9 protein-coding genes and 1 pseudogene are annotated in these 13,287 nt (G+C 73.0%); 2 read left to right on the top strand and 8 right to left on the bottom strand.

What is annotated here, in order from left to right:
* Window positions 1-15: 15 nt before the first annotated feature.
* The 3 genes from AB0D04_RS20040 to AB0D04_RS20030 are packed head-to-tail and all read right to left on the bottom strand — an operon-like array spanning window position 16 to window position 6,286.
* Window positions 16-1,914: a helicase-associated domain-containing protein gene (locus AB0D04_RS20040; RefSeq protein WP_362704857.1), complete on the bottom strand. Its 1,899-nt coding sequence runs from the start codon at window positions 1,912-1,914 to the stop codon at window positions 16-18.
* Entirely contained in the window at window positions 1,911-3,317 is a 1,407-nt protein-coding gene (locus AB0D04_RS20035; protein WP_362704855.1) for an SWIM zinc finger family protein, read from the bottom strand. The genes AB0D04_RS20040 and AB0D04_RS20035 overlap by 4 nt, the downstream gene beginning before the upstream one ends.
* Entirely contained in the window at window positions 3,314-6,286 is a 2,973-nt protein-coding gene (locus AB0D04_RS20030) for a DEAD/DEAH box helicase (protein ID WP_362704852.1), read from the bottom strand. The genes AB0D04_RS20035 and AB0D04_RS20030 overlap by 4 nt, the downstream gene beginning before the upstream one ends.
* Window positions 6,287-6,579: 293 nt before the next feature.
* Here AB0D04_RS20030 and AB0D04_RS20025 point away from each other — a divergent pair.
* Together AB0D04_RS20025 and AB0D04_RS20020 are read left to right on the top strand one after the other, a co-directional pair.
* Window positions 6,580-8,260: pseudogene (locus AB0D04_RS20025) on the top strand (UvrD-helicase domain-containing protein).
* Window positions 8,218-8,532, top strand: coding sequence for a DUF6343 family protein (locus tag AB0D04_RS20020; RefSeq protein ID WP_362704849.1), 315 nt, complete (start codon window positions 8,218-8,220; stop codon window positions 8,530-8,532). The pseudogene AB0D04_RS20025 and the gene AB0D04_RS20020 overlap by 43 nt, the downstream one beginning before the upstream one ends.
* A 100-nt stretch (window positions 8,533-8,632) precedes the next feature.
* Here the strand turns inward: AB0D04_RS20020 and AB0D04_RS20015 are convergent, their stop codons facing one another.
* From AB0D04_RS20015 to rpsA, 5 genes are all read right to left on the bottom strand, one after another.
* The gene (locus tag AB0D04_RS20015; protein ID WP_362704846.1) at window positions 8,633-9,046 is read right to left on the bottom strand and encodes a tetratricopeptide repeat protein; all 414 of its coding nucleotides are present in this window, start codon (window positions 9,044-9,046) and stop codon (window positions 8,633-8,635) included.
* A gap of 149 nt (window positions 9,047-9,195) precedes the next feature.
* Window positions 9,196-9,639 carry a cupin domain-containing protein gene (locus AB0D04_RS20010; protein ID WP_362704843.1) on the bottom strand — a complete coding sequence of 148 codons (444 nt, stop codon included), beginning with the start codon at window positions 9,637-9,639 and terminating at the stop codon, window positions 9,196-9,198.
* 22 nt (window positions 9,640-9,661) lie between these two features.
* Window positions 9,662-10,252 carry a dephospho-CoA kinase gene (coaE, locus tag AB0D04_RS20005; RefSeq protein ID WP_362704840.1) on the bottom strand — a complete coding sequence of 197 codons (591 nt, stop codon included), beginning with the start codon at window positions 10,250-10,252 and terminating at the stop codon, window positions 9,662-9,664.
* 111 nt (window positions 10,253-10,363) lie between these two features.
* On the bottom strand, window positions 10,364-11,317 hold the full coding sequence (locus AB0D04_RS20000) for a PAC2 family protein (protein WP_362704838.1): 954 nt from the start codon (window positions 11,315-11,317) through the stop codon (window positions 10,364-10,366).
* A gap of 270 nt (window positions 11,318-11,587) precedes the next feature.
* Window positions 11,588-13,105: a 30S ribosomal protein S1 gene (gene rpsA, locus AB0D04_RS19995; protein ID WP_362704835.1), complete on the bottom strand. Its 1,518-nt coding sequence runs from the start codon at window positions 13,103-13,105 to the stop codon at window positions 11,588-11,590.
* Window positions 13,106-13,287: the final 182 nt, after the last annotated feature.

Here is a 13,287-nt window from a genome sequence, read left to right as displayed (position 1 = left end):
GACCCGCCCCCGGCCTCAGACGCCGGCGGCCTGCCCCAGGAGCCGTTGGGCGAGGAGGAGCGGGGCGCCGGGGTCACGGCTCGGCGCCGGGGCCTTGGTCCGGTGCGTGGGCAGGCGCTCGACCGTCGTCGCGCCGGTGTCGGACTCCAGGGCGGGGGCATAGCCCGCGGCGCGCAGGGCCTCCAGAGTGGCGGCCGGGGGACGGCTGCTGACCAGGACGGTCGGGGCGATGGCCCGTAGCCCGAGGTCGCGCAGGGCGCGGTGGGCGGCGAGTTCCGCGACGAGGGCTTCGTCGTCGGAGCGGATGCAGCAGGCGGCGGGCAGCACGCGCATCCGGCCGTGGGAGCGGGCGGTGTCCTGGATGAGGTAGCCAAGCGGCTGCGGCAGGTCGCCGGCCGCCGAGGCGGCGCCGAGCGCGTCGAGCAGGGTCTCGGCGGTGCGGCCGGTGTCCAGGGCGCGGCGTACGGAGGCGGGGGTGAAGCGCCAGGTGACGGCGTGGCCTTCGGACTCGCGGTCGGCGGCCGCGCCGAGCAGCCCGTCGAGGGCGGGGGCGGGGCGGCCGGGGACGACGGCGGTCAGATCGGCCTGGAAGTGGGCCTGTTGGAGGAGCGGCGGGAGCAGGTCCCGCAGCGGTTCGTCGAGGACGCGCGGGTCGGCGAGGAGGGCGCGGCCCAGGGGGGTGAGCGTGCCGTGGGCGGTCAGGCCGAGGCAGGCGGCTTCGTGGAGGGTGTGGGCGGCGCGGTCCGCGGCCATCGGTTGTTCGGTGACGGCGAGCGGGCGGTGCCAGTCCGCGGCGGCGAGGACGTTGTGCAGCGGGGTGTGCTCGGCGGCCTCCGGCGGCAGGGGCGGCAGAGGTGCCCCGGCGCCCAGGGGGACGGTGGCCAGCGCGGCCAGCAGGGCGTGCCGCAGGGCGGGGGCGTGCCGGTCATGGCCACGTACGAGCGCGGTAGGGGTCTCGCCGAAGGGGGTGTGGGTGGGGACGGCCCACAGGGCGGACCAGGCGGCGAGTACGGGGGCGAGGCGCTCGCCCGGCGGGCGGGCGAGCCAGTCGTCGTAGGCGCCGGTGGGGAGCGCGGTGATGCCCGCCGGGGTGCGGGTCAGCGCGATCAGGTCGGCGGCGAGGGCGAGGTCGAGGAGGAGCCGGGTGTGGGGTTCGGCGGCACCGGCCTCCTTGGCCAGCCGCTTGATCTCACGGATCGTCAGGCCGCCCGACTTGCGCAGCGCGGCGGGCTGCCTCGCCAGGGAGGCCAGGAGGCGCTCCAGGGTGGCGGCGAGGGTCGCCGCGGCGGCCCGCGATTCGTCGAGCAGCGACTCCGCGGTGGTTGCCCTTCCGGCGATGCCGGGGGCGGTCTCCGGGGCCGGCCGTGGGGCGCGCGCGGCGAAGGGGCCGAGGTCGTGGGCGGCCAGAAGCTGTGGGGTGCGCGGCGGGACGACGATGGTGCCGTCCTCGGTGGGCGCGGCCAGACCGTCGTCGTACAGCGCGTGCAGCGCGGCCTCGGCGGCCGCCCGCGCGGGTCCGGGCTCTGCGGCCCCGAGCGCGGCGTACACCTCCTCGGGCGGGACGGGTTCGCCGGCCAGGTGGGCGAAGGACAGCCGGTGTGCCATCAGGGACTGGTAGTCGGCGCCGGGTGCGGGGGCGGCGGGGCCGGGGGCGGCGTCCGCGGCCCGCTCCTGGCTGATCCGGGCCGTGGTGGCGAGCACCTGGAGCCGGGGGTGGTCGAGGTGGATCACCAACTGGTGGAGGACTTCGTATGACCACAACGCGCTTGCCAGGCCGCGCAGTTGAGTGGGTGCAGGGCGGCGGGCGAGCGGCTCGGCGTGGCGGGTGAGGAGTGCGGCGAGCTGCTGCGGGGTGCGCCGGGCGAGGGATCGGGTGAGTGTGTCGAGGCCTTCCACGGCCTTGAGGTTAGTCATCGCGCGAGCAGGGTGGTCAGGGCGCCCACGGGGTCGGGGTCCGCCGGCCCGGTGGGCCACCAGTCCTCGGCGCCGGGCTCGGATTCGTAGGGGTACCAGCGGCTGTCGTGGCCGAAGCGCAGCTGGATGCCGCGCCCGGGGTCGGTGAGGTGGTTGTGGCGCGGGCGCAGGGCGGGGAGGTCGGCGGCGATCAGGGCGCTGCGGGCCCGGTCGAAGTCGCCGGCCGGGGGGTTCCAGGTGGTGCCGAGGAGGGCGAGTCCTTCGGGGCCGCCCTGCCGCCAGGCGGCCACGGAGCGGGCCACCTCGGTGGGCGTACGGCCGGTGGCGGCCGCGAGGTCGCGGTAGAGGGCCCGGGTGGCGGAGGTCAGCCCGGCGGTGGGGTGGGCGGTGGCCGCCAGGCGGACGGCGTCCTCCCATGGGGGCAGCTGGGGGAACGGGCTGCGGACGGGCTGCCGTTCGCGGCCGGTGCCGGCGGCTCCGACGGCTCCGGCAGTGGATACGCAGGCGTGGGCGCGGGCCGCGGCGTCGGCGGCCAGGAATTCCAGGGCGGCCGGATCGAAGGGGAGACCCTCGGCATCCGGGAGAGCCGGCGGCCGGCCGGGGTGGGCCGGCACCGGCAGGGGCGGCGGCAGCGGCGGGCGGAGGCGGTCGGCGAGGGCATCACGGGCCAGGACGCCGGGAGGGGAGGCGGGCCCCGCCGACGCGGCCTCCGGTAGCGGCCCGGCGGACCCGGCGGGATCGGGGGCGCCGGTCCGGCCGTTCTGGACACCGTGTGTGGCGTTACGGCGGGAGAGCTCGTCGAGCAGCTCCCGCTCGCCGCGGCCGCGCATCAGCAGCAGGACGAAGGGGTCCGCGTCCAGGAGGCGGGCCACCTGGAAGCAGAGCGCGGCGGCGTGTTTGCAGGGCCGCCCGGAGTCCGGGCACGAGCAGCGCGGGACGAGATCGCCCGGCCCCGGGAGGAGGCGCACCTCCCCCTCGGCGAGCGCGCTGGGCAGCTTTTTGGCCAGCAGGGCCGCCAGTTGGGCGGGTTCCGCGGCGATGGCGTCGAGCAGGCCGTCCCACTCCGGTTCGGAGAGGATCCGCAGGCGGATTTCGGCGCTGTACGGGCGGGGCCTGCTGCCGCGCACGGTGGCGACGATGCGGCCCGGCGTGACGTTGATCGTGTCGACATGGCCGTCCCGCGCGTACGTGCGGCCGCGGGCCAGCCGGGCGCTGTCGAGGGCGGCGCTCTCCAGCGCGTCCAGCCAGGCGCTGCCCCACCAGGATTCGGCGAACAGTCCGCGGGCACCGCTGCGGGCCGGCAGCGGCGGGAACGTCCGCGAGCGGTCGGCGCGCGCCAGCCGGTCGGCCGCGGCGGCGCGCCCCGTTGCCGCGGGCCGTCCCCGGAAGCCGGAGGGGTTCATACGGACCTCCTCAGGGAGACGAGATCGGCCAGCTCGGCGTCGGACAGTTCGGTGAGCGCGGTCTCGCCACCGGAGAGCACCGCATCGGCGAGCGCCCTCTTGGCGGTGAGGAGCTGGGCGATGTTGTCCTCGACGGTGCCCTCGGCGATCAGCCGGTGCACCTGGACCGGCTGGGTCTGGCCGATGCGGTAGGCGCGGTCGGTGGCCTGCTCCTCCACCGCCGGATTCCACCACCGGTCGTAGTGGATCACATGGCCGGCCCGGGTGAGGTTGAGGCCGGTGCCCGCCGCCTTGAGGGACAGCAGGAAGACCGGGGCGTGGCCCGACTGGAACCGGTCGACCATCTTCTCCCGCTCGGCGACCGGGGTGCCGCCGTGCAGAAGCTGGTTCGGGATGCCGCGGTTGCCGAGGTGCCGCTCCAGCAGCCGGGCCATCCCCACGTACTGGGTGAAGACAAGGGTGGCGCCGCCCTCGGCCAGGATGGTGTCCAGGAGTTCATCGAGCAGCTCCAGTTTCCCGGAGCGGGCGGCCAGGCCCGGCGCGGTCTCCTTGAGGTACTGCGCGGGGTGGTTGCAGATCTGCTTGAGGGCCGTGAGCAGCTTCATGACCAAGCCACGCCGCGCGATGCCCTCGGCCGCCCCGATCCGGGCGAGCGCCTCACGGACGACGGCCTGGTACAGCGCGGCCTGTTCGCGCCCCAGCGCCACCGGATGGTCCGTCTCGGTCTTGGGCGGCAGCTCGGGGGCGATCCCGGGATCGGACTTCTTACGGCGCAGGATGAACGGCCGCACCAGCCTGGCCAGCCGTTGCGCCGCCTCCGGGTCCTCGCCGCCCTCGACCTCACGGGCATGCAGCGCACGGAACGTCTTGAGGGACCCCAGGAGCCCCGGGGTCGTCCAGTCCAGGAGCGCCCACAGCTCGGAGAGGTTGTTCTCCACCGGGGTGCCGGTGAGGGCGATCCGGGCCGGGGCCTTGATGCCGCGCAGCGCCTTGGCCGTCGAGGAACGCGGGTTCTTCACGTGCTGCGCCTCGTCGGCGACCACCCATGCCCAGGTGTGGGCGGCCAGTTGGGCGGCGCTGCTGCGCATCGTCCCGTAGGTCGTCAGGACGAAGCCGCCGTCCGTGCCGTCGAGGCTGCGGCCGGCACCGTGGAAGCGGCGTACGGGCGTGCCGGGGGCGAAGCGCTCGATCTCGCGCTGCCAGTTGCCCAGGAGGGAGGCCGGGCAGACGACGAGCACCGGTGCGGTGGGCCGCCGGTGCCGGTGGAGCGCAATGACGGTGATGGTCTTGCCCAGGCCCATGTCGTCGGCGAGGCATCCGCCCAGGCCGAGCGAGGTCATGGTGTCGAGCCAGGACATGCCCCGGAGTTGATAGTCCCGCAGGGTCGCCCGCAGTCCGGGCGGCTGGGGCAGCGGCGCCGCCGGGGCGGTGAGGCGGCTGCGCAGCGCCGCGAGGGCCCCCAGGGGCACCACCTCGACCTCTTCGCCGTCGACCTCCGCGGTGCCGCCCAGCGTCGCGGCGAGGGCGTCGACCGGGTCCAGATAGCCCAGTTCGCGTTTGCGGGCCTTGCGTACGAGGGCGGGGTCGACCAGGACCCACTGGTCGCGCAGCCGGACGACGGGGCGATGGGCCTCGGCGAGGGCGTCCATCTCCGCCTCGGTCAGCGGTTCGCCGTCCATGGCCACCTGCCAGCGGAATTGCAGCAGTTGATCGGTCTCGAAGAACCCGAAGCCGTCCGCGGCCGAACCCGGCGCCGGGCGCAGCACGGCCGCGGCGGTCAGCCCGCGGGCCAGCTCCTTGGGCCAGTGGACGGCCACCCCGGCGGCGGCCAGCCGTGGCGCGGCCGGCCCCAGCAGGTCGTACAACTCGTCCTCGCTGAGCGGGAGTACATCGGGAACCGGCCGCTCCAGGAGGCGCGCGAGCGGATCCCAGACACGCGCCGCCCGCCGCACCGCGAGCAGCGTGTCGACGCGGGACCGCGGCCCGAAGTGGTCGGAGTCCTCGCCGTCCCACAGCTGACGGGCATCGGCCACCAGGGTCGGGTCGGTCAGGCTGTGCACCTGCAGCACGACGGCCGCCGCACTGCGCTCCTCGGCACCGTCCCCGCTGTCCGGCCCGGCGTCGAAGAGCTTGCGCGACGGCAGGTCCAGGCGCAGGGAGAGCCGTACGCCCGCGTCGATACCGGCCGCGGCCTCGGCGGCCCACTCCCGGGCGCCGGGCAGGTGCTGCGGCGCACTCGCCGCGAACGGGGCACCGGCCACGAGCGCGGCGGCGGGGGTACGTGGCAGAGCGTCCACGACCGCGTCCACGAAGTGCCGGACCAGCGCCGCCGGGTCGGACACCTGAAGCGGGCGGCTGCCGGGCACCGGGACCGCGTAGGCCTCACCGGGCATGGCCGCGGCGATGGCCCGCAGGTGCGCGACGTCATCGGGATCCAGGGGCCCGGCGCGCCAGGCGTCGGTGTCCTCGGCGGTCAGCCCCGGCAGCAGCCTGCCGCGCCCGGCGAGATGCAGGGCGTGCAGCGTGGCCGCGCCCCAGCAGGCGGCGGCCGGATGGGCGGCCGGGTCGTGCCGGGCGCGCACCAGCAGCGGCACCGCCTCGGCCAACGGCAGCAGCACGGCAGGGACCGTATGACTGCGGGCCCCGTTGCCGTGCCGCCGGGCGACGGTCAGCTCCAAGGGCGCACCGCCCTCCTCCGGCGCGCCGGTCGTACCGCCCCGCCCCGCTCCCCCGCCGGGCAGCGGCCCGCCGTCTGGCCGCCAGAAGGCGACCTTCCCGGCGCGCGGCGGCGTGCCGCGAACGAAGGTCACGGCACAGCGGGCCAGGGCGGCCCCGAACCCACCGCTGCCTCCGCCCGCCCCGTGCGAGGCGGACGCCGGATCATCCGCTCCTGCTCCTGACACCGCCCCGCTCACTCCCTCCATCACCCCCGTCGCGCCCGTCGCCTCCGTCCCCCACCGCCTCGCCATACCGCCCTCTCGTCCCGCTACGTGATCGTTCGGCGCCCGCCGCTGCAGCCCTGCCTGAAACCGATGGAAACACACGGCACTGACAACGCCGTTCCCCCGGCGCCTCCCACGCTTCCCTCGCAGGTCAACAGCATCGCGTTGGGTCGCCCCCGGCAAGACGCCGGGGCCGCCGACCAGCACCGGACCCACGTTGTCCACAGGCCCCGCACCACATCCCCGCATCGCCGCAGGACCGGCTACAGTCAGTCACATCATCACTCTCAGTAATGAATCCATCTCATCGAGGAGTCTTCATGCACACCCCCGCCAGCACCCCCGCCAACACCCCCATCGACGCCCCCACACCCGAGCAGACCGCCGCGGCCGAGGCGTTCCGGACCGGCGCGCACCTCGTGATGCAGGCCGGGGCCGGCACGGGTAAGACGACAACCCTCGCGATGCTCGCGCACGCAGCACAACGGCAAGGCCGCCTCGGTCGATATATCGCCTTCAACAGAGCCATCGCACGCGACGCCGCCAGAAAATTCCCCTCCGGCGTGGCCTGCAGAACCGCCCACTCCCTCGCCTACACCACAGTCGGCAGGCACTACCAGGCGCGGATGAACGCCCCCAGGCAAGCAGGCTGGCGCGGGCGCGGCCCTGGGTATCGACGAAGGCATGTCGGTCCGCGTAGGGGCACGCAAGGTCAACAACAAGGCGCTCTCCCATACGGTCCTGCGCACGGTCACCCGGTTCTGCCAGTCCGCCGACAGGGAGATCGCCCGCCACCACGTCCCGCCCTTGCGCGGTGCGGAATCAGCAGCCCTGCACGATCAACTCGCCGGTCTCGTCCTGCCGTACGCCCGAAAGGCCTGGGCCGATCTTCAGCATCACGAGCGCGGCGTGGTCCGCTTCGAGCACGACCACTACCTCAAGATGTGGGCGCTGCGGGAGCCGGTGATCGGGGCGGATTTCCTGCTCCTGGACGAAGCGCAGGACACCAACCCCGTCGTCGAGCAGGTCTTCTCGGCCCAGCGCGACCACGCCCAGCTGGTGCTGGTCGGCGACTCGGCCCAGGCCATCTACGGCTGGCGCGGGGCGCGCGACGTCATGACGGGATTCGACGGCGAACGGCTCACCCTCTCCCGCTCCTTCCGCTTCGGCCCGGCGCTGGCGGCCGAGGCCAACCGCTGGCTGGCGATCGTCGGCGCACCCCTGCGGCTCACGGGCTCCCCCCGGCTGACGACGGAGTTGCGAACGGTGCCCGCCCCTCAGGCGATTCTGTGCCGGTCGAACGTCGGGGCAATGGTGGAGGTCATACGGCAACTGGAGGCGCACCGCAGGGTCGCGCTCGCGGGCGGCGGCGCGGCACTGGGCGCTCTGGCGCTTGCCGCACACGACCTCGAGACGGGCCGCCGCACGACGCATCCCGAGCTGATGCTCTTCGAGTCCTGGTCGGAACTGCGCGAGTACGCGGAGTTCGACCCGGCCGGCCGGGATCTGCTCCCGCTGGTGGAACTCGTCGACGAGCACGGCACGGCAGCCGTCCTGCGCGCCCTGGACCGGCTCTCGCCCGAGGAGTCCGCCGAGGTAACGGTCTCCACCGCGCATCGGGCCAAGGGGCGGGAGTGGGCGAGCGTGCGCATCGCGGACGATTTCACGGGCCCCGACGACCTCGACGAGGGCAGCGACGACGGAACCCCGCTCCCCGGACCGATCGACGCCGACGAGGCGCGCCTGGCGTACGTAGCGGTGACCCGCGCCCGCTCACAACTCGACATCGGCGGCCTGTCCTGGATCAACGGCCACCCGGCGGGCGATCCACGCCGCGCCACGAGCCCCCCCGGGCGGGCAACCGTGACCGGGAACCACGGCCCGGACATCCGGCACATGACGCGGCTGGGTGACGGAGTCATCGATCGGGAGGATCCTGAAGGCAGGAGATGGCGCCGATGCGTACGGGAAATGAGCCGCTTCAGGCACGCAGCCCGCTGAAGATCCGCTGTGGGCTCGCGTTCTGGGGGCTGCTGTGGGCGATCGCCGGAGCTGTGGCCTTCATCCTGGCCGGACGGCCGGAGTGGGCGGCAGCGTGTGCCGCTGTCGCACTGCTGGCAGCCACGGATCTGGTTGTCGTGATATGGCACATCCACCAGGGACCGCACTACCAGCCGGGTAAGGACATACCGCCCTACGAACCCGACCGGGGCCGGAACGAAGCCTTCGGCCGCTGGAACACCAGGGGCCGGAAGCGCGACACGAGGCCGTAAAGGGCCAGGTACGGGTGCGGTGGACCGCCGTGGTGACGACCGCCGTGGTGGACATCCTCGGTGAGGACATCCTTGGTGAGGACCGCCCCAGGCCAACCCTTCACCACTCGGCATCACCGCTCGCACCGGCCTCCCGGCCCCCCCTCCCGGCGCCGGGCGCGAAGCGGGCCGCTTCGAGGAATTCCGGGCGGGGTTCCAGGGCCGCGGCGAGGCGGAAGTGGCGTAGGGCCTCGTCGGGGCGGTTGGCGCGTTCCAGGGTGCGGGCTAGGGCGAAGTGGGCGAAGGAGTTGGCGGGCTCGCGTTCCAGGACGATCTGGAACTCCAGCTCCGCCGACCGCAGTTGAGCCGCCAGGAAGAATGCCCGGGCGCGCAGCAGGCGGGCCGCGGTGTTCTCGGGGTGGGCGGTGATGACCGGATCCAGCAGCCGGATCGCGCCGCGCGGGTCGCGGGCGGCCAGTAGGTGCTCCGCGGCGCGGAAGTCGATGACATGTGTCTCGGGGCTGCGCTCGGGCACGGTCGTCTCCTCTCCATGGCCGTACGGGCAGCCGCCATCAGCCACCCGTACGGCATGACGTGCGGCACAACAACCGCGTCGGCCGGCGCATTCCCGGCCGGCAGGGCAGGGAACCGGCCTGCCGGCACACTCGGAGCACGTCCGGTCCGCTACAGGCTGATGTGGTACGCCTTGCGCAGCGTCTCGTGCACGGTCCACTGCGTGCGGTCCCCCTCGCGCAGCACGCAGGCGTCGCCCGGTCCCACCTCCAGCACCGGGCCGCCCTCGACCTCGATGGTGGCGCGTCCGCTCACCACCACGAAGAGTTCGTTGGCCTCGGTGTCGGTCACCACGCCGGGCGTGACCTGCCAGATGCCCCGGATCTGCTTGCCGTCGGGCGCTTCCCACAGCACCTTGCCCGTCACCACCGGCTCGCCGGAAACGATCTGTTCGGGGTCCAGCGGTTCCGGCTCCAGATCGGCGTCCGCCACACCGGGGATGTTCACGACGAAGGATGCGGGGGCGGCGGAGCCGTCGGAGGTCGAAGAGGGCGAGGCCGGGGTGGCGGCGGGCTCGGCGTCGGGAGCCTGGGAGACGTGGTCGGTAGCACTCATGCGGCGAGGCTATCGCCCGGCCTCAGGCGCCTTGAAGCCGCTCCCATACCTCGCGGACCTGGGGTTCCAGTGCCTCGAGCGGCCCGTCGTTGTCGATGACGAGATCGGCGACCGCCAGGCGCTGTTCGCGGGTGGCCTGGGCGGCCATCCGGGACTTCGCCTCGTCCTCCGCCATTCCGCGCAGCCGTACCAGCCGGTCGAGCTGGGTCTGCGGTGCGGCGTCGGCGACGACGACCAGGTCGTAGAGCGGCGCCAGTCCGTTCTCCGCCAGCAGCGGCACATCGTGTACGACGACCGCGTCCGGCCCCGCCGCCGCCTCGAGTTCGGCCGAGCGCGCGCCCACCAGCGGGTGCACGATCGCGTTGAGCGCCCTCAGCTTCTCGGGGTCGGCGAAGACGATCCCGCCGAGCTTCGGCCGGTCCAGGGTGCCGTCCGGGGCGAGTACACCGTCCCCGAACTCCTCGACCACCGCCGCGAGTCCGGGCGTGCCCGGCTCGACGACCTCGCGTGCGATCTTGTCCGCGTCCACGATCACCGCGCCGTACGACGCCAGCAGACGCGAGACCTCACTCTTGCCCGCGCCGATTCCGCCCGTCAGCCCCACCTTCACCATGCGCCCACGCTATAGGGTCGCAGGACGGAGGTCAGGCGCAGCCCCAAAACGGGGAGAACCCCACTCCGCGGCCCGGCGGTCCCGGCGCGCAGGACCGCCGGATGGCAGCGGTCAGAGCCCGCCGACACCCCCATCGGTCTCCCGCTCCGCCAGGAAGCGCTCGAACTCCCTGCCGATCTCGTCGGCCGAGGGGAGCTCCGCCGGCTCGGCCACCAGGTTCCCCCGGGTCTCCGCTCCGGCCACCGCGTCGTACTGGTGCTCCAGCCCGCTGACCAGCGCGACCAGCTCCTCGTCGCCCTGCGAGAGCTGGCGCTCGATCTCCTCCTGCGTGCGCAGTGCCTCCGTACGCAGCGAATGTGCGGCACCGGGCAGCACCAGACCCGTGGCCGCCGTCACGGCCTCCAGTGCCGTGAGCGCAGCGTCCGGGTACGCGGAGCGGGCGATGTAATGCGGCACATGCGCCGCCACGCCCAGGACGTCGTGTCCGGCCTCGGCGAGCCGGAATTCGATCAGCGACTCCGCGCTGCCGGGCACCTGCGCCTCGTCGAAGAAGCTGGCGTGCCCCGGCATCAGGTCGATGCGGTTGCCGTGCGGCGTGATGCCTACGGGGCGGGTGTGCGGGACGCCCATCGGGATGCCGTGGAAGTTGACCGACAGCCGTACGCCGAGCCGCTCGACCATCTGGCGCACCGCGGCCGAGAAACGCTCCCACTCCACATCGGGCTCCGGGCCGGAGAGCAGCAGGAAGGGCGCTCCGGTCGCGTCCTCGACGAGCCGCAGCTCGATACCGGGGGCCTCGAAAGCCGTCCAGTGGTCGCGCTCGAAGGTGATCAGCGGCCGCCGGGCGCGGTAGTCGATCAGCCGGTCGTGGTCGAAGCGGGCGACCACGCGGTGCGGCAGGCCTTCCAGCAGCCGTTCCACGATCTGGTCACCGGTCTCGCCGGCGTCGATGTAGCCGTCGAAGTGGTACAGCAGCACCAGTCCGGCGGAGTCCCTGGCGGCGATCGCCTCGACCGCTGCGAGCCCGCTCGGCTCCCATTCGTACAACCCCTGGGGATCCAACACAGTGTCCGCTCCTCCTCATGTCCGTGTGCAAGAACGTCCGGACGCGGACTCGCATTCCCGAACCCGCGCGCGATGCCCGCGCACGGCGCAAAACCGCCCCCGCCCCGCGCGAAACCGCCCCGCCGCCGCCCGCAGGCGGCGCGCCGACCGCCACCGCCACCGGCACGCTGACTCCCCGCCAAGCTCCGGGCGCCCCCGGACACGACGAAGGCCCGCTCCCCCTGAGGGGAGCGGGCCTTCGCCTATCGGCTAGTGCCTAGTGGCAAGAGCTCAGCTCTGGCCGCCGGCCAGCTTCTCGCGGAGCGCGGCGAGGGCCTCGTCCGACGCCAGGGCGCCGGAGTTGTCCGCCGACTCCGAGGAGTACGAGCCACCGGAGACCTGGCCGCCACCGGTCTGGCCGGCACCGGCCGCCGCCGGAGCAGCAGCGCCCTCGGCCGCCGCCTGCTCGTCGGCCTCGCGGGACTTGATGACCTGAGCCTGGTGCTGCTCGAAGCGCGTCTGCGCCTCGGCGTACTGGTTCTCCCACACCTCGCGCTGGCTCTCGAAGCCCTCGAGCCAGTCGTTGGTCTCGGGGTCGAAGCCCTCGGGGTAGATGTAGTTGCCCTGGTCGTCGTAGGACGCGGCCATGCCGTACAGGGTCGGGTCGAACTCGACCGTCGACGGGTCGGCACCGAAGGCCTCGTTGGCCTGCTTCAGCGAGAGGCTGATGCGGCGGCGCTCGAGGTCGATGTCGATGACCTTGACGAAGATCTCGTCGTTGACCTGGACAACCTGCTCCGGGATCTCGACGTGGCGCTCGGCCAGCTCGGAGATGTGGACCAGGCCCTCGATGCCCTCGTCGACGCGCACGAACGCACCGAAGGGAACGAGCTTGGTGACCTTACCCGGGACGACCTGACCGATCTGGTGGGTCCGGGCGAACTGCTGCCACGGGTCTTCCTGGGTCGCCTTGAGCGACAGGGACACGCGCTCGCGGTCCATGTCGACGTCCAGGACCTCGACCGTGACCTCCTGGCCGACCTCGACAACCTCGGACGGGTGGTCGATGTGCTTCCAGGACAGCTCGGAGACGTGGACGAGACCGTCGACGCCGCCCAGGTCCACGAAGGCACCGAAGTTGACGATGGAGGAGACGACGCCGGAGCGCACCTGACCCTTCTGGAGGGTGGTGAGGAAGGTCTGGCGGACCTCGCTCTGGGTCTGCTCCAGCCAGGCACGGCGGGACAGGACCACGTTGTTGCGGTTCTTGTCCAGCTCGATGATCTTGGCCTCGAGCTCCTTGCCCACGTAGGGCTGGAGGTCGCGGACGCGGCGCATCTCGACCAGGGAGGCCGGGAGGAAGCCACGGAGGCCGATGTCGAGGATGAGACCACCCTTGACGACCTCGATGACGGTACCGGTGACGATCCCGTCCTCTTCCTTGATCTTCTCGATCGTGCCCCAGGCACGCTCGTACTGAGCGCGCTTCTTGGACAGGATGAGGCGGCCTTCCTTGTCCTCCTTCTGGAGGACCAGGGCCTCGATCTCGTCGCCGACGGCAACGACCTCATTGGGGTCGACGTCGTGCTTGATCGAGAGCTCGCGGCTCGGGATGACGCCTTCGGTCTTGTAACCGATGTCGAGCAGGACCTCGTCCCGGTCGACCTTCACGATGACGCCGTCGACGATGTCGCCGTCGTTGAAGTACTTGATCGTCTCGTCGATCGCGGCGAGGAAGGCTTCCTCGTTACCGATGTCGTTGACCGCAACCTGCGGGGTGGTGGCGGTGGTCTCGGTGCTGCTCGTCATGTGGGAAAGGGCTCCGGTACGGACATTGAGTCGTAGGTACTGCTACGCCGAGAGCCGGTATCGCCTCTGCATAAGCCGGACAGCGTCGAGGCGCTGCTCCGGGGATCCCGTTGAACGGGAGCACCCGAAACGCCTCATAACCGAGGGGTACATACAGATGCGAGCGCGACCTGCTCCGTCTG

Origin of the sequence: Streptomyces sp. NPDC048483 (assembly GCF_040651455.1) — a bacterium.
Taxonomy (GTDB): Bacteria; Actinomycetota; Actinomycetes; order Streptomycetales; family Streptomycetaceae; genus Streptomyces.
This window is presented reverse-complemented; position numbering and strand designations above follow the sequence as displayed.